The organism is Monashia sp. HAY1-11D, from assembly GCF_056868035.1.
The window spans coordinates 1,681,915-1,704,156 of sequence record NZ_CP200320.1 but is presented as its reverse complement, the minus strand read 5'-3'; the positions used below and the strand labels follow the sequence as shown (position 1 = coordinate 1,704,156).

20 protein-coding genes and 1 pseudogene are annotated in these 22,242 nt (G+C 71.6%); 11 read left to right on the top strand and 10 right to left on the bottom strand.

The features are described from left to right. Positions 1 to 685: 685 nt before the first annotated feature. The 3 genes from AC1VM9_RS07845 to AC1VM9_RS07835 all read left to right on the top strand — a co-directional run bounded on the left by AC1VM9_RS07845 (position 686) and on the right by AC1VM9_RS07835 (position 4,015). Entirely contained in the window at positions 686 to 2,134 is a 1,449-nt protein-coding gene (locus tag AC1VM9_RS07845; RefSeq protein ID WP_483123978.1) for a DUF6421 family protein, read from the top strand. Beyond that, the gene (locus AC1VM9_RS07840) at positions 2,131 to 2,850 is read left to right on the top strand and encodes an SDR family oxidoreductase (RefSeq protein WP_483122204.1); all 720 of its coding nucleotides are present in this window, start codon (positions 2,131 to 2,133) and stop codon (positions 2,848 to 2,850) included. The genes AC1VM9_RS07845 and AC1VM9_RS07840 overlap by 4 nt, the downstream gene beginning before the upstream one ends. Positions 2,851 to 2,953: 103 nt before the next feature. Continuing rightward, on the top strand, positions 2,954 to 4,015 hold the full coding sequence (locus AC1VM9_RS07835) for a threonine aldolase family protein (protein WP_481342004.1): 1,062 nt from the start codon (positions 2,954 to 2,956) through the stop codon (positions 4,013 to 4,015). Positions 4,016 to 4,119: 104 nt separating this feature from the next. Here AC1VM9_RS07835 and AC1VM9_RS07830 read toward each other — a convergent pair whose 3' ends face one another. Continuing rightward, complete coding sequence (locus AC1VM9_RS07830) at positions 4,120 to 4,758, bottom strand: peroxiredoxin (RefSeq protein WP_481341695.1); 639 nt, start codon at positions 4,756 to 4,758, stop codon at positions 4,120 to 4,122. A 154-nt stretch (positions 4,759 to 4,912) separates the two neighbouring features. Continuing rightward, positions 4,913 to 5,668, bottom strand: a complete 756-nt coding sequence (locus tag AC1VM9_RS07825) for an endonuclease/exonuclease/phosphatase family protein (RefSeq protein ID WP_483122202.1) — start codon at positions 5,666 to 5,668, stop codon at positions 4,913 to 4,915. A 134-nt stretch (positions 5,669 to 5,802) separates the two neighbouring features. Between AC1VM9_RS07825 and AC1VM9_RS07820 the strand changes: the two genes are divergently transcribed. Beyond that, positions 5,803 to 6,678: a DUF4190 domain-containing protein gene (locus tag AC1VM9_RS07820; RefSeq protein ID WP_483122201.1), complete on the top strand. Its 876-nt coding sequence runs from the start codon at positions 5,803 to 5,805 to the stop codon at positions 6,676 to 6,678. 90 nt (positions 6,679 to 6,768) lie between these two features. Here the strand turns inward: AC1VM9_RS07820 and AC1VM9_RS07815 are convergent, their stop codons facing one another. Both AC1VM9_RS07815 and AC1VM9_RS07810 read right to left on the bottom strand, forming a co-directional pair. Further along, the gene (locus AC1VM9_RS07815) at positions 6,769 to 7,860 is read right to left on the bottom strand and encodes an inositol-3-phosphate synthase (protein ID WP_481345599.1); all 1,092 of its coding nucleotides are present in this window, start codon (positions 7,858 to 7,860) and stop codon (positions 6,769 to 6,771) included. Positions 7,861 to 7,863: 3 nt separating this feature from the next. Then, a complete protein-coding gene (locus tag AC1VM9_RS07810) occupies positions 7,864 to 8,574 on the bottom strand; it encodes a PadR family transcriptional regulator (RefSeq protein WP_483122199.1) in 711 nt (236 codons plus the stop codon). 225 nt (positions 8,575 to 8,799) lie between these two features. On the opposite strand from AC1VM9_RS07810, the gene AC1VM9_RS07805 reads away from it, so the two are divergent. The 6 genes from AC1VM9_RS07805 (at position 8,800) to rplI (ending at position 14,543) form a co-directional block, all read left to right on the top strand. Beyond that, on the top strand, positions 8,800 to 11,016 hold the full coding sequence (locus AC1VM9_RS07805; RefSeq protein WP_483122197.1) for a transglycosylase domain-containing protein: 2,217 nt from the start codon (positions 8,800 to 8,802) through the stop codon (positions 11,014 to 11,016). Positions 11,017 to 11,022: 6 nt separating this feature from the next. After that, positions 11,023 to 12,465 carry a glycosyltransferase 87 family protein gene (locus AC1VM9_RS07800; RefSeq protein WP_481345601.1) on the top strand — a complete coding sequence of 481 codons (1,443 nt, stop codon included), beginning with the start codon at positions 11,023 to 11,025 and terminating at the stop codon, positions 12,463 to 12,465. 198 nt (positions 12,466 to 12,663) lie between these two features. Then, the gene (gene rpsF / locus AC1VM9_RS07795) at positions 12,664 to 12,951 is read left to right on the top strand and encodes a 30S ribosomal protein S6 (protein ID WP_481345602.1); all 288 of its coding nucleotides are present in this window, start codon (positions 12,664 to 12,666) and stop codon (positions 12,949 to 12,951) included. Positions 12,952 to 13,073: 122 nt separating this feature from the next. Beyond that, the gene (locus tag AC1VM9_RS07790; RefSeq protein ID WP_481345603.1) at positions 13,074 to 13,682 is read left to right on the top strand and encodes a single-stranded DNA-binding protein; all 609 of its coding nucleotides are present in this window, start codon (positions 13,074 to 13,076) and stop codon (positions 13,680 to 13,682) included. Between the two features lie 145 nt (positions 13,683 to 13,827). Then, entirely contained in the window at positions 13,828 to 14,064 is a 237-nt protein-coding gene (gene rpsR, locus AC1VM9_RS07785; protein WP_013494395.1) for a 30S ribosomal protein S18, read from the top strand. Positions 14,065 to 14,096: 32 nt separating this feature from the next. Next, positions 14,097 to 14,543, top strand: coding sequence for a 50S ribosomal protein L9 (gene rplI, locus AC1VM9_RS07780; RefSeq protein ID WP_481341704.1), 447 nt, complete (start codon positions 14,097 to 14,099; stop codon positions 14,541 to 14,543). A gap of 170 nt (positions 14,544 to 14,713) precedes the next feature. Here rplI and AC1VM9_RS07775 read toward each other — a convergent pair whose 3' ends face one another. The 6 genes and pseudogenes from AC1VM9_RS07775 to AC1VM9_RS07750 all read right to left on the bottom strand — a co-directional run bounded on the left by AC1VM9_RS07775 (position 14,714) and on the right by AC1VM9_RS07750 (position 20,695). Then, the gene (locus AC1VM9_RS07775) at positions 14,714 to 15,766 is read right to left on the bottom strand and encodes a LacI family DNA-binding transcriptional regulator (protein ID WP_481341705.1); all 1,053 of its coding nucleotides are present in this window, start codon (positions 15,764 to 15,766) and stop codon (positions 14,714 to 14,716) included. Continuing rightward, positions 15,763 to 17,370 carry a GH1 family beta-glucosidase gene (locus AC1VM9_RS07770; protein WP_483122192.1) on the bottom strand — a complete coding sequence of 536 codons (1,608 nt, stop codon included), beginning with the start codon at positions 17,368 to 17,370 and terminating at the stop codon, positions 15,763 to 15,765. Before AC1VM9_RS07770 ends, AC1VM9_RS07775 begins: the two co-directional genes overlap by 4 nt. After that, positions 17,367 to 18,224: a carbohydrate ABC transporter permease gene (locus AC1VM9_RS07765; RefSeq protein ID WP_481341707.1), complete on the bottom strand. Its 858-nt coding sequence runs from the start codon at positions 18,222 to 18,224 to the stop codon at positions 17,367 to 17,369. The genes AC1VM9_RS07770 and AC1VM9_RS07765 overlap by 4 nt, the downstream gene beginning before the upstream one ends. Next, positions 18,221 to 19,111: pseudogene (locus AC1VM9_RS07760) on the bottom strand (carbohydrate ABC transporter permease); the annotation flags it as partial. The gene AC1VM9_RS07765 and the pseudogene AC1VM9_RS07760, both read right to left, overlap by 4 nt. After that, positions 19,108 to 19,293 carry a hypothetical protein gene (locus tag AC1VM9_RS07755; RefSeq protein WP_483122191.1) on the bottom strand — a complete coding sequence of 62 codons (186 nt, stop codon included), beginning with the start codon at positions 19,291 to 19,293 and terminating at the stop codon, positions 19,108 to 19,110. The pseudogene AC1VM9_RS07760 and the gene AC1VM9_RS07755, both read right to left, overlap by 4 nt. Before the next feature lie 82 nt (positions 19,294 to 19,375). Beyond that, positions 19,376 to 20,695 carry an ABC transporter substrate-binding protein gene (locus AC1VM9_RS07750; protein WP_481341708.1) on the bottom strand — a complete coding sequence of 440 codons (1,320 nt, stop codon included), beginning with the start codon at positions 20,693 to 20,695 and terminating at the stop codon, positions 19,376 to 19,378. Positions 20,696 to 20,916: 221 nt separating this feature from the next. On the opposite strand from AC1VM9_RS07750, the gene iolC reads away from it, so the two are divergent. Continuing rightward, complete coding sequence (gene iolC, locus AC1VM9_RS07745) at positions 20,917 to 21,912, top strand: 5-dehydro-2-deoxygluconokinase (RefSeq protein ID WP_481341709.1); 996 nt, start codon at positions 20,917 to 20,919, stop codon at positions 21,910 to 21,912. The last annotated feature ends 330 nt before the right edge of the window (positions 21,913 to 22,242 follow it).

Sequence of the window (22,242 nt, the reverse complement as noted above, 5' to 3'; positions counted from 1 at the left end):
GAAGGGTGGCCGTTCCCCAGGGGAGGAACGGCCACCCTTCGGCATGTCCTCGGCGGCGCGCCAGCTCGGGGAGGTCGCCGTGGGGAGCGCAGGAGGTGGAGAACCGCCCACGAGACGTCACGAATTGGCGTTCGAGCGCCGGTTGCCCGTAGATTCTTCGTACAGAAAGCGCAAACACCGAAGTTTCTCCGGACAGGAGGTCCCCGTGAGCCTGTTTCCCTCCGTGGCCGTCGTCGCCGACCGGCCCGGCCTCGCCGAGGCCCTGACCCACCGGGGCTGCGTCCCCGCAGCACCGGACGCCGCCGACGCCCTCGTCGTCGACGCGGCCCGGGCCGGTGAGGCGTCCGTGCGCGAGGCCCTGGCCTCGGGTCGTGGGGTGGTCGTCCTCGGTGCGCTGTCGGTCCCATCGGGGGCACGGTCGGAGGCACGGTCGGGGGCGCCGTCCGTCGGCGTCGGTGCCGGCGACACCGTGCCGGCAGGTCCGGTGAGCTCCGCGACCCGGATCGAACGGGACACCGAGGTCGGCGAGGACCTGCTGGCCCGCGTCGACCTCGGGGCGCTGACCGCCACCGGGGCGCTCGAGGTCCTCGCCCCGGCCCGCCCGCTCCTCGTCGCCGGCGGGGTCCCCGTGGCCGCCGTCGCTGCCCCCTCGGACCTCGAGGCCCCGGCGACCGGCACCGGTCGCATCGTCGTCCTCGCCGTCGACGCCGCCGGTGAGGTCGGGGAGCGCAGCCTCGCCGACCTCGTCCACAACGCCGTCTCGCACGTCGCGCCCCGCCCCGAGCGTCGCACCGCGGTCGCGAGGCACGCGCTCGTCGAGACCGACGCGTGGGCCGGGCTCAAGGCCGCGGTCACCGACCTGCGTGCGCTGCAGGCCTCCGACGGCTCGGTGCCCGACAGCGCCGACCACGCCGCTGCCGCCGCGCACGTCGGCCGCATCGTCGCCGGGGTCCAGGGCCTGGCTCCGCACCTGCCGCACGACGCCGACTACCTCGAGGCGCTCGTCAAGGACTTCGGCCGCTGGGCCGACGGCGGCTTCGAGGTGCCGGACTTCTACGACTCGCTCGTCGCCTTCGCGCCGGCGCAGGACCGCCGGGACGGCCTGCCGCACCTCGTCGTCTTCCCGATGTACACCCAGAACGGCAACCCGCACCGGCAGGTCGAGGCCGTCCTGCTCGAGGTCATCTGGCCCGACTTCGTCGCGCAGCTCGAGGGCGGCGAGTACTCCAACCCGCTCTTCCTGCCGATCCGGTTCCTCGACTTCACGGCCGGCTACGACACGAACTCGGCCGTGCTGTTCCCCGAGACGGTCGCCATGCGCGAGGTCCCGACGTTCACGTGGGGCGGCATCTTCGCCGACCGCGAGGCGGCCCGCTTCCGCCGCGTCGTCACCGAGGCGGCGTCGGTGACCCGCCTGTCGCTGCCGCCGGACGCTGCCCGCCTCCTCGCCGACCAGCAGCTGGCCGAGCACACGTTCGTCATGTGGGACCTCATCCACGACCGCACCCACATGCACGGCGACCTGCCCTTCGACCCGTTCATGGTCAAGCAGCGGATGCCGTACTTCCTCTACTCGCTCGAGGAGCTGCGCTGCGACCTCACGGCCTTCCGCGAGGCCGTCGCGCTCGAGGCCCAGGGCCACCCGTACGCGCGGCTCGTGCAGTACGCGGTGCTCTTCGACCGGATCTTCCGCTTCGCCGTCACCGGCGACCGCACCCGCAACTACGACGGCCTCGGCGGTCAGCTGCTCTTCGCGTGGCTGCACCAGAAGGGCGTCCTGCACTGGACCGACAACCGCCTCACCGTGGAGTGGGAGAACGTCGCCGGGCCGGTGCTCGAGCTCGGCCGGGCGGTCGAGGAGCTCTACTGGACGTCCATCGACCGGCCCAAGGTCGCCCACTGGCTCGCCGCCTACGACCTCGTCGCGTCGGTGCTGACGCCGCACCCGATGTCCACGTGGGCCCGTCACCGCGGGGGTGACCTCGGGGCGCTGCCGCTCGACGGCCCGCCCAAGGGGCTGACCGACGCCGTGCTGCCCGACGAGTTCCCGCTGTCGATGTTCTACGAAGCCCTCGCGAAGAAGATGAAGGGTGTCATCGAGTCGACCTCCGGCATCACCGGGGCGAGCGCGTGACGACGGACGGCCGGCCCGAGGGCCAGCGCGTCGTCGTCGTCACCGGAGCCACCGGGGGGACCGGCCGCGCGACGTGCGTCGCGCTGGCCGAGCGGGGCGAGCGCGTCGTCGCGGTCGGTCGCGACGACGCCTCGCTCGCCGCCCTGGCCAACGACGTCGGCTCGGAGCTCCTCGTGACGCGGGTCTGCGACCTGCTCGACGGCGAGGCGGTGGGCGCGCTCGCCGCGGAGCTCGTCGAGACGTTCGGTGGCGTCGACGCCCTCTTCCACCTCGTCGGGGGGTGGCGCGGCGGCACGCGGTTCACCGAGTCGACCGACGACGACTGGCGCTGGCTGTCGGGCAACCTCGTCGACACGGTCCGGCACACGACGCTCGCGCTGCACGACCCCCTCGTGGCCTCGGGACGTGGCCGCGTCGCCATCGTCAGCGCGGCGGCCGCCTCGACGCCGACCGCCGGCAACGCCGCGTACGCCGCGGCCAAGTCGGCCGCCGAGACGTGGCTCGCCGCGCTCGCCGACTCGTTCGCGTCCTCGGGCGACGGCGACCGGACCCCGGGTTCGGCCGCGACGGTCGGTGTGGTGAAGTGGATCGGCGAGGGCCGCACCGCGACCCGGCCCGACGAGGTCGCCACCTGGCTCGCCGGCCTCCTCGACGGTGACGCCGCGTCCCTCAACGGTGCGCGCGTCGAGCTGTGGCCGGGCGAGGGAAGCGACTGAGCCGGAACGCAGCGGGCCCACCGGGCCAGACGGAGCGGAGAGTCCCTCCGGGACCGCCGGCCGCGCCAGCCACCAGAGCCCACCGACAGGACAAGGGGAGCGCGTGACCACCCTGCACGACCCCGCGACGCGCGGCTTCGCGTCGGACAACTACGCCGGACTGCACCCCGAGGTGCTCGCCGCGCTCGCCGCCGCCAACGGCGGCCACGAGGTCGCCTACGGCGAGGACGCGTACACCGCGCGCCTCCAGGAGGTCGTCGCCGGCCACGTGGGCACGGCGGCCACGACGTGGCCGGTCTTCAACGGCACCGGCGCCAACGTCGTCGCGCTCCAGGCGCTGCTGCCGCGCTGGGGCGCCGTGGTGTGCGCGGAGACCGCACACGTCAACACCGACGAGAACGGCGCGCCGGAACGGATGGGCGGGATCAAGCTGCTCACCGTGCCGACCCCCGACGGCAAGCTGACGCCCGAGCTCGTTGACCGGCAGGCCTGGGGCTTCGGCGACGAGCACCGCGCGCAGCCACTCGTCGTGTCGATCACGCAGACCACCGAGCTCGGCACGTGCTACACCCCGGAGGAGGTCCGCGCGATCACCGAGCACGCCCACTCCCTCGGCATGCGGGTCCACCTCGACGGTGCCCGCATCTCCAACGCCGCCGCCACCCTCGGCACGCCGATCTCGGAGTTCACCGGGGCGGCCGGCGTCGACGTCGTCAGCCTCGGTGGCACGAAGAACGGCGCCCTGGCGGCCGAGGCCGTCGTCGTCGTGGACCCCGAGCTCGCTGCCGACCCGACGCTCGGGCTCGTGCACGTGCGCAAGCTGTCGATGCAGCTCGCCTCCAAGATGCGGTTCGTCTCCGCCCAGCTGCTCGCTCTCTACGACGGCGACCTGTGGCTGCGGTCGGCCGCTCACGCCAACGCGATGGCGGCGCGCCTGGCCGCCGGGGTGGAGCCGCTCGCCGGCGTGACCATCCAGCGTCCCGTGCAGGCCAACGCCGTCTTCGCCGTGCTCGACCGGGACGTCGCGAACGCGCTGCGCGAGAGGTTCCGGTTCTACGACTGGGACGCGGCCACCGGTGAGGTGCGCTGGATGTGCTCGTGGGACACGACCGAGGCCGACGTCGACGCCTTCGTCACCGAGCTGACCCGCCTGCTGCGCGGCTGAGCACGACGGGCGGCCACCCTCGAGGGTGGCCGCCCGTCGGCGTGGCTCACGTGCTCATGTCGGCTCGCGCCGGCTGGAGCCGGCTGGAGCCGGCTGGAACGCGGTCAGGCCGTGACGCTCGTGTAGCGCAGGTAGGGCTTGACCTCCTCGACCGCGTCGTCACCGAAGCGCTCGCGGGCGTCGGCGGTCGACAGGGTCGGGGCGACGATGACGCGCTGGCCCTCGCGCCAGTCGGCCGGCGTCGAGAACGGGCCGCGGTCGGTCAGCTGGAGTGCGTCGACTGCCCGGACGATTTCGTCGAAGTTGCGCCCGACGCTCTTGGGGTAGGTGAGGCTGAGCCGCACCTTGTTCGAGGGGTCGATGACGAACACCGAGCGGACGCTCGAGGTGTCGCCCTCGCCCGGGTGGATCATGCCGTACAGCTCGGAGACGGTGCGGTCCTCGTCGCCGATGATCGGGTAGGCCACGGCCGCGCCGCCGACCTCCTCGATGTCGCCCTTCCACTCGTCGTGCTTGTCGGTCGGGTCGACCGAGACGGCGAGCACCTTGACGTTGCGCTTGGACCACTCGTCCTCGAGCGCGGCGACCCGGCCGAGCTCGGTCGTGCAGACCGGCGTGAAGTCGGCCGGGTGGCTGAACAGGACGGCCCACGTGCCGTCCTTCCAGTCGTGGAAGCTGATCTGGCCCTCGGTGGTGTCGGCGGTGAAGTCGGGGGCGACGTCGCCCAGTCGCGGTGATGCCATGGCTCGTCCTCTCGCGGTCGGGCGCACTCCACGCCCCGGTCTGCGAGCCATTGTGGCCACGAAACCATGCTTTGCGTTATGGGTGTCCAAATGTTGTGACGCCGGGGATGGTCGGGTGGCCCCGGCTCGGGCGGACCGCGGTGCTCGGGACGGCTCAGCGGCGCTCGAGGTCGACGACGACCGGCAGGTGGTCCGACGGCACGGGCTCCCGGCCGCCGACGTCGACGACGCGGGCATCCGTGGAGACGAGGTCGGGGGTCGTCAGCACCCAGTCGACGCGCGGGCCGCCGGGCACGACGGGGCCGAGCGCGGGGAAGGTGCCGGGGGTCGCGGCCGTGACGTGCGGTGCGACGGCGTCGACGAGACCCGCGTCGAGGAGGGCGGCGTGCGGCTCGGAGGCTCCCGCCTCGGCGTTGAAGTCGCCGAGGAGGACGCTCGGGTCGTGGCCCAGGCTGCCGGCGAGGAGGCGCGCCCCCTCCAGCCGGGCGAGCTCGCTGACGTCGTCGAGGTGGGCGTTGACGAAGGTGTACGTCGTGTGGTCGCCGGCGTCCCGGAGCCGGACCGTCGTCGCCGTGCGAGGGTAGGCGGCCCCCCACGCCGTCGAGCCGGGCACCTCGGTGCGGTCCGAGAGCCACCAGGTGCGCCACGAGAGCAGGTCGAAGCGCGCGGTGTCGTAGATGACGGCCGTGAACTCGTCGTTGCGGGCCCCGAGCCGGCCCTCGCCCAGCCATCCGTACCGGCTCGGCAGGTGGGCGGCGAGGTCGTCGAGCATGCGCGCCGACGCCTCCTGGGTGCCGAGCACGTGCGGCCCGAGCTCCTCGATGACCGACACGACGCCCTCGAGGCGGTCCGGCCAGTGCGGCGGCTCGAGCGCCGTCTCGGTGCGCAGGTTCCACGTCATGACACGCATCGTCCGATCCTGCCCCACGCCGAGCGCCTGCGACAGGTTCACGGTCCGCCGGCCCCGGCGCCGGGCGCGTGGCAGTGCCCTGGTCGGTGGGAACGTCTCCTGCACGCCATCCGGCTGTGGGATGCTGACCGGCCGTGAGCCCTTCGTCGCCGAACCCCGAGGACGACCGGTCCTCGGCCTACCAGCTGCCGCCGCCGCCCGGCTCCGGCCCCCAGCTCCCGCAGGTCCCGCCCGCGCCCGCCGGGACGCCCTTCACGGCGCCCGGACCCCCCGCCATGGCCTCCCACGGCGGCCCGCCGTCCACCGACGCCGGCCCGACCGTCGGCCCGTACGGCGCCTACCCGGAAGCCTTCGCCCCGCCCCCGGGTCCCGACGGGCGCGAGCACCGCCCCGGCACGAACGGCCTGGCCATCGCCGCCCTGTGCTGCGGCATCGCCGGGCTGCTGCCCGTGGCGGCCGTCGTCGGCATCGTGCTCGGCGTCGTGGCGCTGAACAAGCTGCGACGCCTCGTCCAGAACGGTCGCGGCATGGCCGTCGCGGGGATCGTCCTGGGCGCGGTGTGGCTGCTCGGCTGGGGCGCCCTCCTCGCGATCGGCATCGCCTCCGACTCGAGCGGGTCGGGTGGCACGAGCCCGTCGCCCCGCCAGTCCGGCCACCAGGTCAGCGTCGCCGACCTCAAGGCCGGGGACTGCTTCGACGACGACTCGACCGGCGAGGACGAGGAGGTCGGGGACGTCACCGTCGTGCCGTGCACGACGGCGCACACGAGCCAGGTCATCACCGTCTTCGACCTGCCCGCGGGCTCCTACCCGGGCAAGGACAAGGTCGTCGCGGCCGCCGAGAAGGGCTGTCGCGACAAGGGCGACCCCCTCGTGCGCGAGGACCGCATGGACGAGGTCGAGCCGAGCTTCATCTACCCCTCCGACGCGTGGACGTGGTCGGAGAGCCGGACGATCCAGTGCCTCGCCGACGCGCGGACCGGAACCGTCACCGGCAGCGTCCTCAAGTAGCACCACACGAGCCGAGGCCCCCTTCCGTGCGGAAGGGGCCTCGGCGTCAGGCGTGGTCCCGCGTCGCGGGGCGTCGCGGGCAGTTGCGGGTCAGCGGGGCTCCTCGCCGCGGATGAAGGCCTCGAGCTTGGCCCGCCCGACCGTGTCCTCGCGCTGCTCCGGCGGCGACTTCATGAGGTAGGACGACGCCGACAGCAGGGCGCCGCCGATGCCGCGGTCCTTGGCGATCTTCGCCGCGCGGATGGCGTCGATGATGATGCCGGCCGAGTTGGGGGAGTCCCACACCTCGAGCTTGTACTCGAGGTTCAGCGGCACGTCACCGAAGGCGCGACCCTCGAGGCGGACGTAGGCCCACTTGCGGTCGTCGAGCCAGGCGACGTAGTCCGACGGGCCGATGTGGACGTTGCGGTCGTCCTTCTTGCCGGCGAGCGGGCCGCTGAGGTTGGACGTGACGGCCTGCGTCTTGGAGACCTTCTTGGACTCGAGACGCTCGCGCTCGAGCATGTTCTTGAAGTCCATGTTGCCGCCGACGTTGAGCTGGTACGTGCGGTCCAGCACGACGCCGCGGTCCTCGAAGAGCTTGGCCATGACGCGGTGCGTGATCGTCGCACCGACCTGGCTCTTGATGTCGTCACCGATGATCGGCACGCCCGCGGCCTCGAACTTCGCGGCCCACTCCGGGTCGGAGGCGATGAAGACCGGCAGGGCGTTGACGAAGGCGACGCCCGCGTCGATGGCGCACTGCGCGTAGAACTTGTCGGCGGCCTCGGAGCCCACCGGCAGGTAGGAGACGAGGACGTCGGCCTTCGCGTCCTTGAGGGCCTGCACGACGTCGACCGGCTCGGCAGCCGACTCGTCGATCGTCTGCCGGTAGTACTTGCCGAGCCCGTCGAGCGTGTGGCCGCGCTGGACCGTCACACCCGTCGTGGGCACGTCGGTGATCTTGATCGTGTTGTTCTCCGAGGCGTTGATGGCCTCGGAGAGGTCCTTGCCGACCTTCTTGTCGTCGACGTCGAACGCGGCGACGAACTGCACGTCGCCGACGTGGTACTCACCGAACGTCACGTGCATGAGGCCGGGGACGGTGCCGGTGGCGTCAGCGTCCTTGTAGTACTCGACGCCCTGCACGAGCGAGCTCGCGCAGTTGCCGACGCCGACGATGGCGACGCGTACGGATCCCATGGATCACTCCTTGTGGTTGGTGGTGCTCGGGTGGTTCGTGCTCGGGGTGGTGGTGCTCGGGTGGGTGCTGCTCGTGGGGGTGGTGCTCGGGTGGGTGCTGCTCGTGGGGGTCGTGCCGGTGGGCTCGTCGTAGGCCGCCGGGCCGGGGTCGAGGGCCGCGCGCCGCTCGGCGACGATGAGCTCCTCGAGCCAGCGGACCTCGCGCTCGGCCCGCTCCTCGCCGTGCTGCTGGAGGGCCAGCGTGTAGCCGTCCATCCGCTCGCGGTTGCGGGTGGAGGCGTCGCGGATGTTCGCCAGCCGCTCCTCGAGGCGGGAGCGCCGACCCTCGAGGATGCGCAGCCGCACCTGCGCCTCGGTCCGGGAGAAGAAGGCGAACCGCACGTCGAAGTCGTCGTCGTCCCACGCGTCCGGGCCGCTCGCGGCGACGAGGTCCTGGAAGTGCTCCTTGCCCTCCGCCGTGAGCTCGTACGTGATGCGCGGGCGGCGGCCGGTCCCGGCGGCCGGTTCCTCGGTCTCGTGGATCCAGCCGGACTCGACGAGGTGGCGCAGCGCGGGGTAGAGCGAGCCGTACGAGAGCGCCCGGAAGATGCCGAGGGCCGTGGTCAGCCGCTTGCGCAGCTCGTACCCGTGCAGCGGACCGTCGTGCAGGAGCCCGAGCACCGCGAACTCGAGCAGCGTCGCGCGGCGGCTCGCGGGGCGGGAGGACTTCGGCACGATCGCCACTGTACATGCAGATATATCGGCGCGATACATCATGCCGACGCATCACGGTGACAGGGTCGCGCGCTTCGTCCCCCATACCCGGGTCGACACGTGGAGCGCCTGTGCATGCCCTGTGAGGTCCGTCGTCCCGTTTGGCCGTCCGGCGCTGCGTCGGGTCATACTGATGAGCGGCCCGGGGCGGAAGCTCGGGCCACATCGCTGAAACGGAGTGGATGAGTGAGTCCGAGCAGGCACGAGGTCCGTGCCGCCCAGCTGGCGGCCACCAAGGGCGGCACGCGCGGCGCCGGCAGCGGTCGGGGCGACGGTCGGGGCAGCGGCGCCGGCGCGGGACGCAGCGGCTGGCGCACGTGGGTCGTCGGCACCCTCAAGTGGGGGTCGATCGCGGGCGCCGTGCTCTTCGTCCTCGGTGTCATCGGCGTCTTCATCGCCTACAACAAGATCGACATCCCGGCCGCGAACGAGATCGCCAACCGCCAGGTCTCCATCGTCTACTACGCCGACGGCAAGACCGAGCTGGACCGCATCTCCTCCCAGGACGGCAACCGGGAGTCGGTCGACCTGAGCCGCGTGCCGAAGTTCGTCCAGGACGCGCACCTCGCCGCCGAGGACCGCACCTTCTACGCCAACAACGGGATCTCCGTCGGCGGCATCCTGCGTGCCGTCAAGACGAGCGTCACCGGCGAGGCCCAGGTGGGTGGCTCGACGATCACCCAGCAGTACGTCAAGAACTACTTCCTCACGCAGGACCGCACGATCTCCCGCAAGGCCCGCGAGATCCTCCTCGCCATCAAGATCGACGGCCAGCGCAGCAAGTCCCAGATCCTGCAGGACTACCTCAACACCATCTACTACGGGCGCGGTGCCTACGGCATCCAGAGCGGGGCCAAGGCCTACTTCGGCAAGGACGTCAGCAAGCTGACCATCCCGGAGGGCGCCGTCCTCGCCTCCGTCATCAACGCCCCGTCGCTCTACGACCCTGCGAACGGCCCCGGCGCCAAGGCCAACCTCGAGAAGCGCGTCGACTACGTCCTCGACGGCATGGTCTCGGAGGGCTGGCTCAGCCGGGCCGAGCGCGCCAAGTACACCGAGCTGCCGAAGATCCTGCCGTACAAGCCGAACCAGTTCTCGTCGGGACCCAACGGCTTCATCACCGCGCAGGTCAAGCGTGAGCTGATCGCCAACGGGCTGACCGAGCAGGACATCGACCAGGGCGGCCTGCGCATCACGACGACGATCGACAAGAAGGCCCAGAACGCGGCGATCACCGCGATGCAGGACAACCTGCCCAAGAAGGTCCAGGGCGGACTCGTCGCGATCAAGCCGGGCGACGGCGCCGTCATCGCCATGTACGGCGGCGCCGACTACCGGAAGAACCAGTTCAACTCGGCGACGCAGGCGATCATGCAGGGCGCCTCGAACTTCAAGCCCTTCGCCGTCCTCGCCGCGGTCCGCGACGGCATCTCGACGAAGACGAAGTTCGACGGCGACCAGCCGCAGGAGATCGACGGCACGAAGATCACGAACTTCGGCGAGCGCTCCTACGGCATGGTCGACATGCGCCGGATGATCGGCCGCTCGATCAACACCGCCTTCGTCAACCTCAACAACACCATCACCCCGAAGCTGACGCGTCAGGCGGCGATCGACGCCGGCATCCCGGAGCGGACGCCCGGCCTCGACGACACCCTGACGAACGTCCTCGGCACCGCCTCCCCGCACGTCATCGACATGGCGACCGCCTACTCGACGATCGCCGCGCAGGGTGTCCGGTCCAAGCCGTACTTCGTCAAGAGGGTCACCTCGACGACGAGCGACTTCAGCTACACCGCCAAGCCGCAGACGCGTCGGGCCTTCGACAAGGACGTCACGGCCGACGTCACCGACGCCATGACCTACACCGTCAAGGACGGCGGCACCGCGACCAAGCTCCAGCGGCTCGACCGCCCCGTCGCCGGCAAGACCGGTACGTCGTCGTACGCCAAGTCGATCTGGTTCTCGGGCTTCGTGCCGCAGCTGGCCGTGTCGATCGGCATGTACAAGCCGGACGCGAACGGCAACCCGCAGACCCTGACCGACGCCGAGGACACCAACCTCACCGGTGGCACCATCCCGGCCGACGTCTTCTACGACTTCATGAAGATCGTCATGGACGGGGTCCCGGTCCAGGACTTCCCGCCGCGGGCCGGTGTCGGCGACGACAAGGTCCCGACGCCGACGACGACCTTCACGCCGCCGCCGGACACGGCGACGCAGGAGACGACGACGACGCAGGCCCCGACGACGACGACCCGGACGCCGACGCCGACGAAGACCAAGGGCACCGGCAAGCCGACGCCGACCGACTCCCCGACGAACACCGTGACCGTCCCGCTGCCGTTCCCGTCCACCACCACCACCAAGGGCGGCGGTGGCGGTGGCGGCGCCGGTGGGTGAGTCCCGGTGACGCGGTCGCACGCCTGGCGGGACGGCCCCGGCCGGCGCGGTGACCTCGTCCGGCGCGGTGACCTCCTGCGCCGTGACGACCTCGCCCGCCGCGGTGACCCGGTCGTCACCGCGGCGTCGGAGGTCATCGGTGGTCCGCGCGGCCGCTACGCGGCGGCCCGCGAGCTGCCGTGGGTGCTGACGGCTGCCGTGCTCTCCGCGCTCACGGCCGTGACGGCCGGCCTCGGCATCCTGCTCCGGGCGCCCTGCCTGCGCACCGGGTTCACCGGTGACACGCAGTTCTGGAGCGCGTGCTACGCCGACCTGCCGAACGCCTACCGGGACGGCAACGTCAAGGCGGGGCTGGCGGCCTTCCTGCAGGGCGGGTCCGCCGCACCGACCACCGGGCAGCCGCCCCTGACCGGCCTGGCCCTGACCGCCCTCGCGAGCCTCGTGCCCGACGAGGGATCGCTGCGCAGCCGGGCCGCCTGGTACTTCGCGCTGTGGTCCGTGCTGCTGACCCTGCTGCTGCTGCTCGTCGTCTGGCTCGTCGCGTCGTCGGCGTGGTCCTCGTTCTCGGCCGCCCACGTGGCCGTGTCCCCGGTTGCCGCCCTCGTCGGGTTCGTGTCGGCCGACCTGCTCGGCGTCGCGCTCGCGAGCGCCGGCCTGTGGGCGTGGTCGCGCCGGCGTCCGACCCTGGCCGGCGTCCTCCTCGGTGCAGCCGTCGCCGCACGCAGCTACCCCGTGCTCCTCGTCGTCGCCATCGGCCTGCTGTGCCTGCGGTCGGGGCGGATGCGCGCCTTCGGCCGACTCGCGCTGTACGCGTTCCTCACCTTCGGCGGCATCCTGTCCGCCGTCTCCTTCCTCAACCCGGCGGCGGCCGCCTCGGCCTACCTCGGGTGGTCCTCGGCGCCGGCCGGCTACGGCTCGCCGTGGCTGTTGCCACAGCTGGCCGGGCATGCCATGGCCGCCGGCGTCGTGACCGCCCTGGCGGCGTTCGGCTGGCTCGTCGCCGTCCTCGCCGGGGCGGTCCTCGCCCTGTCGTCGTCCCGCCGGCCGACGGTCGCCGAGGTCTCGCTCGTCATGGTCGGCATCGTCCTCGTCACCGGCAAGTCGTTCACGGTGCAGAGCTCGCTGTGGCTCCTGCCCCTCGTAGCGTGGTGCGCCTACCAGTGGCGCGACCACCTGCTCTGGGCCCTGGCGGAGGCGCTCAACTTCGTCGCCGTGTGGCTGACCATCGCGGCCACGACCGTGCCGGACCGCGGCATGCCCCCGGCCTGGTACTCCCTCTTCTCGATGCTGCGGGTCGTCGCGGTGCTGTGGCTCGTGGCCGTGGCCTGGCTGCGGGCCCGTGACCGGTGGGGACGCCGTGGCACGGCCGAGGACCCGGCGCCCGAGCACGACGACCTCGCCGGCCCGCTGGTCGGCGCCGAGGACCGGCTCATCGTCCGCTTCGCCTGACGTCCGATTTCCGCGGACCCCGGCCCGCCGGGTAGTCTTGCCGGGTTCGCCGTGCGCCCCGGTGGCCTGTGGAGAAGCCCGACACCTGTCGGCCCCATCTGCTTGGCTGTGACCCGAGGCTCGCGGCGGGACGTTTGCAACCCTCCTGTCACGGGAACGACCCGTGACCGCCGAGACCAGAGGAGGTGGGTTAGAAGCATGCGTCAGTACGAACTCATGGTCATCCTCGACCCCGAGACCGAGGAGCGCACCGTCGGCACGACGATGGACCGCTTCCTGACCGTCGTGAAGAACGGTGGTGGCAGCGTCGACAACGTCGACATCTGGGGCCGTCGTCGCCTCGCCTACGACATCAAGAAGAAGTCCGAGGGCATCTACGCCGTCGTCAACTTCACCGCCGAGCCGGCCGTCGCCCAGGAGCTCGATCGTCAGCTGAACCTCAGCGAGTCGATCATGCGCACCAAGCTGCTCCGCCCCGGCGCCTGACCACGCACCGATCACGCACGCGCTGATCACCCGCTGATCACACCCGCGCGATCACCCTCGGGCTCACCACCGAGTCCCAGCCCCCGAGCGTTCGCTCCGATCACCCAGCGAAGGACTGATCCATGGCAGGCGACACCGTCATCACCATCATCGGCAACCTGACCGCCGACCCCGAGCTGCGGTTCACGCCGTCGGGTGCAGCGGTCGCGAACTTCACGGTGGCCTCGACGCCCCGGATGTTCGACCGCCAGAGCAACGAGTGGAAGGACGGCGAGACGCTGTTCATGCGCTGCTCCATCTGGCGCGACGCGGCGGAGAACGTCGCCGAGTCGCTCCAGCGCGGCATGCGTGTCATCGCCTCGGGTCGCCTCAAGTCCCGGTCGTACGAGACGAAGGAAGGCGAGAAGCGCACCGTCGTCGAGATGGACGTGGACGAGATCGGTCCCTCGCTCCGTTCGGCCACCGCGAAGGTCAACAAGACCCAGCGTGGCGGCGGAGGCGGTTTCGGGGCCGGCCAGCAGGGCGGCGGCTGGAGCGGTGGCCAGGGTGGCGGTCAGGCCGAGGACCCGTGGGCGACCGGTGGTGGCCAGGGTGGACAGGGTGGCGGCCAGCAGGGCGGCGGCTGGGGTGCTCCCGGCGGTGCCCAGGGTGGCCAGGGTGGTCAGCCGAGCGGCGGTAACCAAGGTGGTGGCTGGGGCCAGGCCCCCAGCTACGACGAGCCGCCGTTCTGATCGGACGCTGATCGGTCGCTGATCCGAAGCGGATCCCGTCGCCGGCCCGACCGGCATCCGCCGCCTCGCGCGGCACCACACCAGAGATCGAAGACCCATCCCGGGGCGCAGACCCCGGGCTCTCATCACGAAGGAGAGCACCACGATGGCAAAGCCCGTTGTGCGCAAGCCCAAGAAGAAGGCCAACCCGCTCAAGGCGGCGAAGGTCGAGAACATCGACTACAAGGACACCGCGCTGCTGCGCAAGTTCATCTCCGACCGCGGCAAGATCCGCGCGCGTCGCGTGACCGGGGTGTCCGTCCAGGAGCAGCGTCTCATCGCCACGGCCGTCAAGAACGCCCGTGAGATGGCCCTGCTGCCCTACTCGAGCTCGGCTCGCTGAGTCCGTTCCGCTCGAGAACCAGGAGAACAGATATGAAGCTCATCCTCACGCACGAGGTCACCGGCCTCGGTGCTGCCGGTGACGTCGTCGAGGTCAAGGACGGTTACGGCCGCAACTTCCTGCTCCCGCGCGGTCTGGCGACCCCGTGGACCAAGGGCGGGCAGAAGCAGGTCGACGCCCTGACGAAGGGCCGCGAGGTCCGCTCGATCAAGGATCTCGACACCGCCAAGGGCATCAAGGGCCAGCTCGAGGCCACGGCCGTCACGGTCGAGGCCCGCGCCGGCCAGTCCGGCCGCCTCTTCGGCGCCGTCAGCAACGGTGACATCGCCGACGCGGTCAAGGCCGCCGGTGGTCCCGAGCTCGACAAGCGCAAGATCGAGGTCAAGCAGGCCATCAAGACGACCGGCTCCTACGAGGCCACCGTCCGCCTGCACCCGGAGGTCTCCGCGACGCTGAAGTTCGACGTCGTCTCCGCCTGACCCAGGCACTGCACGGCCGAAGGGGCCGGGAACCGCACGACGCGGTTCCCGGCCCCTTCGCCGTGTCCCCCGTGTCCGGGTCGCTGGGATCCGACGCCTCGTCAGGCGTCGCGGGTCGGCAGGCGGCACGGGTCGGCGGGCGGCAGGGGCCATCACACCGGTCGAGGGCGTCAGGTCGAGTCGCGCACGACGAGCTCGGTGCCGAGGACCCGGATGCGCTCGACCTCCTCGCCGGCCAGCAGCCGCAGCAGCGTGTCGGCCATGACGACGCCCATCTCCTGGGCCGGCTGCGCCACGGTCGTCAGCCGCACCTTGCCGCGCGTGGCGTACTTGCTGTTGTCGAACCCGACGACGGCGACGTCCTGGGGCACCCGCAGCCGGCGTTCCTCGAGGGCGAGCAGCACACCGCTCGCCATGAGGTCGCTCGCGACGAACACGGCGTCGACGTCGGGGAACCGGTCGACGAGGGCGAGGCCGGCCCGGATGCCGCCGGCCTCGGTGAAGTCGCCGTGGACGAGCCGCTCGTCCGACAGCCCCGCCTCCCGCATCGCGTCGCGCCAGCCCTGCTCGCGGTCGACGGCGGCCGGCATGTCGGTCGGTCCGGTGATCGTCGCGATGCGCCGGTACCCGCGCTCGACGAGGTGCCGGGTGGCCTGGACGCCGCCGAGCCGGTTGTCGACGTCGATGTAGTAGTCGGCCGGGTTGGCCACCTGTCCGAGCGGCCGGCCACCGAACACGACCGGCAGCGAGCGGCCGAGGGAGGCCAGGAAGTGGTCGCCGGAGTGGTGCGACACGACGATGGCCCCGTCGACGTTCCCGCCGAGCAGGTACCGACGCGTCTTGTCCGACGGGCTGCTCGGATGCGTCAGCTGCAGGTTGAGCACGTACTCGCTCGCGTCGAGGCGGTCGCTGATGCCCTGCACGACGTCGGCGAAGTAGGGGTCGCCGAAGAACCGGTGGGCATCTTCGGGCACGACGAGCGCGATCGACATCGTGGCCCGTGCCACGAGCGAGCGGGCCGCCCGGTTCGGGACGTAGTTCAGCTCGGCGATGGCCTTCTCGACGACGGCGAGCACGTCCGGGCTGACCCTCGGGGACCCGTTGATGACGCGCGACACCGTCGCCCGCGACACGCCGGCAACGCGCGCGACCGCCTCGAGCGTCGGGCGCTCGGATGCGGCGCCCACGCCCGTGGTCGGTCGCGTGGCCGTGCCGTCACTCATGCCTCGGTGTCTCCTGCCGGCCGGCGGGGCCGGTCCTGCTCGTCGGTGTCGGTCCTCGTCCCAGTCTCGGCTCCGGCGGCGTCGACCGCCTCGGCGTCCGCAGGGTGGCCGGTCGGCAGGACCCGGCTCGCGATGACCCGGGCGAGGTCGAGGGCGCTCGCCTTCGGCGTCCGCACCTGGGTGTCGTAGTCGACCCGGACGATACCGAAGCGCTTGGCGTAGCCCCACGCCCACTCGAAGTTGTCGAGCAGCGACCAGTAGAAGTAGCCACGGACCGGCACGCCCGCCTCGACGGCGTCGAGGACGGCGCCGAGGTGGGCCCGCACGTAGGCGACGCGGTCGGCGTCGTCGACGAAGCCGTCGGAGTCGGGGACGTCGTCGAAGGCCGCGCCGTTCTCGGTGACGTGGAGCGGGACCCCCGCCGGGCCGGTGTACTCGTCGTGCAGGCGGTGCAGCAGGCGCGTCAGGCCGTCGGGCTGGATCTCCCAGTCCATCGCGGTGACCGGCAGGCCGCGGGGGTGCCGGAACGCCGAGTCCGCCGCGGGGAAGGGCGAGCGGGTGTGGCGGCCGCCGTTGACGTTGGCATCGAGGGCCACCGGAGGCTCCCAGTGCGCCACGGCCTCGCCGTTGTAGTAGTTGACGCCGAGCACGTCGATCGGCGTCGAGATGACGGCGAGGTCACCGTCGCGCACGTGCTCCTCGAGGCCCAGGCCGCGCACGTCCTCGAGCAGGTCGGCGGGGTAGGCGCCACGGAACACCGGGTCGAGGAAGACGCGGTTCATCTGGGCGTCGACGCGTCGGGCCGCGTCGACGTCGCGGGGGTCGGTGGGGTCGAGCGGGTCGGCGACGGTGAAGTTGAGGGTCAGACCGAGCTCGAGCGACGCGTCCCGGGCTCGGAGCTCCTCCACGACGCGGCCGTGCCCCAGAAGGAGGTGGTGGGCGGCGGCGAGGCCGTCGCGCACCGAGGTGCGGCCGGGCGCGTGCATCCCGGCGGTGTAGCCGAGGAAGGCCGAGCACCAGGGCTCGTTGAGGGTCGTCCACGTGCGGACGCGGTCGCCGAGACGGTCGTGGACGGCGGCGGCGTACTCGACGAAGGGGTCGGTCGTCTCGCGGGAGGCCCACCCGCCGCGGTCCTCGAGGGCCTGGGGCAGGTCCCAGTGGTAGAGCGTCAGCCACGGCGCGATGCCGGCCGCGAGCAGCTCGTCGACGACCCGCTCGTAGAAGTCGAGACCGGCCGGGTTGACCGTGCGGCCGTCGGGCACGACGCGCGACCACGACGTCGAGAACCGGTAGGACTGCAGTCCGAGCCGGCGCATCAGCGCGATGTCCTCGGGGAACCGGTGGTAGAAGTCGCAGGCGACGTCACCCGTGTCGCCGTCGACGACGGCGCCGGGGGTGTGCGAGAACGTGTCCCAGATCGAGTCGAGCCGACCGTCCTCGTGCCGCGCGCCCTCGATCTGGTAGGCGGCCGTCGCGACGCCGACGACGAAGTTCTCCGGCACCGGGCGACCTTGCGCGACAGCATGGTTCGCGCTGGCAAGGGAGCGGTTGCCAGTGGAGTGGATGGTCTGGCTGGTCTGGGTGGACGTGGTGGGGGCGGTCATCCCTTGACTGCTCCTTGCATGATGCCGGACACGAGCTGCTTGCCGGCGAAGACGAACAGGACGATGAGGGGCAGCGCCATGAGCACCACGCCGTTGAGCACGAGCGAGTAGTCGACGAAGTAGGCGGCCTGCAGCTGTTGCAGGGCGACCGGCAGGGTGGGGTTGCCGGGGTCGAGGATGATGAAGGGCCAGAAGAAGTTGGTCCACGTCGCGATGAAGGTGAACAGGCCGAGCATCGCGGCGCCGGGCCGTGCCGCGGGCAGCGCCACCGACCAGAAGGTCCGCAGCGTCGAGGCACCGTCGACGCGCGCCGCCTCGATGAGCTCGTCCGGCAGCGCCTCCTGCAGGTACTGCGTCATCCAGAAGACGCCGAAGGCACTCACGGCGCTCGGCAGGATGACCGCCCAGAGGCTGCCGATCCAGCCGAGCCGGCTCATGACGATGAACAGCGGCACGATGCCCAGCTGCGTCGGCACGGCCATCGTCGCGACGACGAAGACGAGCAGTCCGGTGCGCCCCCGGAAGCGCAGCTTGGCGAAGGCGAAGCCGGCCAGGGCCGAGAAGAGCACGACGAGCAGCGCCACCGTCGAGCTGACGAGGATGCTGTTGCCGAGCGCCTTCCAGAAGGGGATCGAGCCGGCGACCGTCGCCGCGTTCTGCAGGAAGTGCCCGCCCGGTACGAACGAGTACGGGTCGCGCACGATCGCGGCGGCGTCCTTGCTGCCGATGACGAAGGACCACCAGAGGGGGAACGCCGACGCGACGAGGACGACGGCGAGGAAGGCGTAGGCCGCGGGGCCGGCCTGGGTGCGGCGCACGAGCGCCGTGCTGCGGCGCAGGGTCGGGGTGCTCATCGTGATCCCTTCGAGGCGATCCGGCGGGTGACGAGGAAGTTGAGGACCGCGAAGAGGACGACGACGAGGAAGAGCATCCAGGCCACGGCGGCCGCGCGGCCGAAGTTCTTCTGCGTCCAGCCCAGCTGGTAGAGGTAGAGCGTCAGCGTCTGCCACTGGCGGTTGGCGCCGCCGAGCCCGTACTGGTCGTACATCCGTGATTCGTCGAAGATCTGCAGGCCGCCGATCGTCGAGGTGATGACGACGAAGATGATCGTCGCGCGCAGCTGCGGGACGGTGATCGACCAGAAGGTGCGGATGCGTCCGGCGCCGTCGATGAGGGCGGCCTCGTAGTAGTCGCGCGGGATCGCCTGCATCGCGGCGAGGAAGATCAGCGCGTTGTAGCCGGTCCAGCGGAAGTTGACCATGGTCGCGATGGCCAGGTGGCTCGGCAGGACGTCCTTGTGCCACTGCACCGGGTCGAGGCCGACGAGGCCGAGCAGGTGGTTGACGAGGCCGAACCGGTCACCGAAGAGGTCGCTGAAGACGAGGGCGACCGCGACGGGTGCCACGACGTACGGCAGCAGGACGCCCATGCGCCAGAAGGTGCGGGCCCGCAGCCCGCTGTCGAGGGCCGCGGCGATGAGCAGCGCCGCGACGACCTGGGGGACGCTGGAGAGCAGGAAGATGCTCAGCGTGTTCTTCAGCGCGTTCCAGAAGTAGGGCTGGGCCAGGACGTCGGTGTAGTTCTTCAGGCCGACGAAGTCGCCCTGCCCGCCGATGAGGCTCCACCGGTGCAGCGAGACGTACGCCGTGTAGAGCAGGGGGAACAGCCCCACGACGGCGAAGAGGACGAAGAACGGGCTGACGTACGCGTAGGGGGACGCCTTCTCGTCGACGCGGGTCAGGCGGCGGCGCCAGCCGGCGCGCGGTGCGAGGGGGAACGCGCCACGACGCCCACCGGCTGACCGGGTGACGCCTCCATGAGGCGCCCGGCATCACCGGGCGCGCCGGGCGCATCGGAGGCGCCGGGCGTGCCCGGTGTGCCGGGTGTGCTGGGCTGACGCTGGGCGGGGGACTGGACGGTCATGGGCGGTCCGCTTCGTCGGGCGGGCGGCCCGGTGCCGGGTGTGGTCACCGGGCCGCCCACGTGTCGGAGGGTCTGGCCGGCGTCAGCCGAGCGCCTTGACGTCGGCGACCCACGTGTCCCACGACGCCTGGGGTGCCGTGCCCTGCTCGACGCGGGTCAGGGCCTGCTGCATGGCGTCGTTGATGGCGAAGTAGTGCGCGCCCTTGTAGGGCGAGACCGTGACGGCCTTGGCGCGGTCGGCGAAGATCTGCCCGGTGGGGGCGTCGTTGAACGAGGCGACCTTGAAGGACAGGAGGTCCTGGCTGTCGAGCGCGGCCTTCTGGCTCGGGAACGCGCCGACCTTCTTGAAGGCCTTGACCTGCTGCTCGGGCGCGGTCAGCCAGGCGGCGAGCTCCTGGGCCTCCTTGGGGTGCTGGCTCTGCTTGGGCACCACGAGGTAGCTGCCACCCCAGTTGCCGCCGCCACCGGGGAAGGTGTTGGCGACGTCCCAGCCCTTGACGCCCTTGGCGTTGCCCTCGATGATGCCGACCATCCAGCCGGGGCAGAGCATCGTGGCGAACCCGTCCTTCTGGAACGAGGCGGTCCAGTCGTCGCCCCACTGCTGAAGCTTGGCCGAGAGGCCGTCGGTGATGCCGGCCTGGACGACCTGGTCGTAGAGCTTCCTGACCTCGGGGTTGTCCGTGGCGGTGATGCTGTCGTCGGCCGGGTTCTCGTAGGCGGCCTGGACCTGGTTGACCATGCCCTGGTAGGTGGCGCCGATGCTGTCGAAGAACGGCACCTTGGACTTCGCTGCGAACTGCTTTCCGGCGGCGAAGTAGCTGTCCCACGTCGTGCCGAACAGCTTGGCGACCGCTGCCCGGTCGCTCGGGAGGCCGGCCTTCTTGAACAGGTCGCTGCGGTAGCAGATGGCCTCGGGACCGGAGTCGGTGCCGTAGCCGATGAGGTGGCCGTCGGCGTCGGTGGCCGCCTTGGCCTTCCAGTCGAGCCAGCGGCCCTGCACGTCGGGGCTGTTGAGGTCGGTGAACTTGTCGGAGTACTGGAGCATCTCGGGGAGCCAGTCGACCTCGACCGCCTCGACGTCGGCCATGCCGCTCCCGGCCGAGAGGCGGGTGAAGAAGGTGTCGCGCGCCTCGTTGGAGGTGGCGGCCTTCTTGTGGGTGACCTTGATGTTCGGGTGGGTCTTCTCGAACTCGGGGATGAGGTCCTCGTAGCCGAACTGGTTGAAGGTCGCGAGGGTCAGGGTGACCGGGCCACCGGCCCCGCCCGCCTGGGTCGCGGGTCCGTTGTCGGCGCTGCCCGAGCTGCACGCGGTGAGCGCCAGCAGTCCGACGGTGAGGGTGGCGAGCGCGACGTTCCGGGGACGCGTCAGGCGGATGCCGGTGCGGGTGGTGCGGGCTGTCATCGGAGAGCTCCTTCGGTCTCTGCCCAGTGTGGGTGTGGGAGCGCTCTCCCTGCGGGAGGAACGGCCGTGAGAGCGCTCTCACGGGAGAGGATGGAGCCGGTTCCCGCCGACCGTCAAGACTCGTGACCATTCCGTGACCGCGGACCGGGCCGGAACGGGGCGAATCGCCTCGCCCTCGTCGAGGGGGTGCCGGTCCGGCTTGCCGCGTCTAGCGTTGTCCCATGGGACCGGCGCAGGAGCCCCGGGGCGAGGACGCCCGCCGCGCGAGTCACGACCTCGTGGCCATCGGCCGCGTCGGCGTGGACCTCTATCCACTGCAGCACGGGGTGACCCTCGACGAGGTCCGCACGTTCGAGAAGTTCCTCGGTGGCAGCGCCGCCAACGTGGCCGTCGCCGCGACCCGCCACGGCCGCCGCAGCGCGCTCGTCAGCGCCACCGCCGACGACGCGTTCGGCCGGTACGTGCACCGCGAGCTGCTCCAGCTCGGGGTCGACGACGCCTACGTCCAGACGGTCGTCGGCGGACCCCCGACGCCGGTCACCTTCTGCGAGGTGTTCCCTCCGGACCACTTCCCCATCTGGTTCTACCGGTACCCGATCGCGCCGGACCTGCTCGTCACCCCGGAATCCCTGCCGCTGCAGGCGATTCGCGATGCCGAGGTCTACTGGTCGACCGTGACGGGGCTGAGCCAGGAGCCGAGCCGCGAGGCGCACTTCACCGCGTGGCGCGAGCGCGGCCGCCGCCCCCTCACCATCCTCGACCTCGACCACCGCCCGACGCTCTGGCCACGTCCGCAGGACGCACCCCACCTCGTGCGCCAGGCGCTCGCCCACGTCACCGTCGCCGTGGGCAACGTCGGGGAGTGCGAGGTGGCCACCGGTGAGCGCGACCCCGAGCGTGCCGCCCGGGCGCTCATCGAGGCCGGCCTCGAGCTCGCGGTCGTGAAGCTCGGTCCGCGCGGCGTCCTCGCCATGACGCCCGGCGCCACGGTGCGCGTCGCGCCCTTCCCGGTGCAGGTCGTCAACGGCCTCGGTGCCGGGGACGCCTTCGGCGGCGCTCTCGTGCACGGGCTCCTCGCCGGCTGGGACCTCGAGCGGGTCCTGCACTTCGCGAGCGTCGCCGGCGCCATCGTGGCCGGCCGGCTCGAGTGCTCGACCGCGATGCCGACGACCGCCGAGGTGAGCGCGTTGCTGTCCGACGTCGCCGTCGTGGAGTGAGCCGGCGGGTTCGGCGCGGCGCAGCCGACCCAGGGGCCGGCCGTCCCGCCCTCGAGCGTCCCGGGGCAGAGAAAAACCCGCCCCCGCTGGTCACGTCGCCGAACTCGACCAGCGGGGGCGGGTGCCCTTGACACGGTGACCCGACAGGGGGAGGAGGTCACCGAGTCGCACAGGAGCAACTCACGAGAACGACTATGACCGGCCGACCTTAAAGAAGGCTGGGAAGCCCGTAGCAGTTGTCTTGGACCTGGGACCTGGGACCTGGGGCCTGGACCTTGGACCTGGACCCGGACCTGGACCCTGACCGGGACGTGGCCCGGGCGGGCAGGC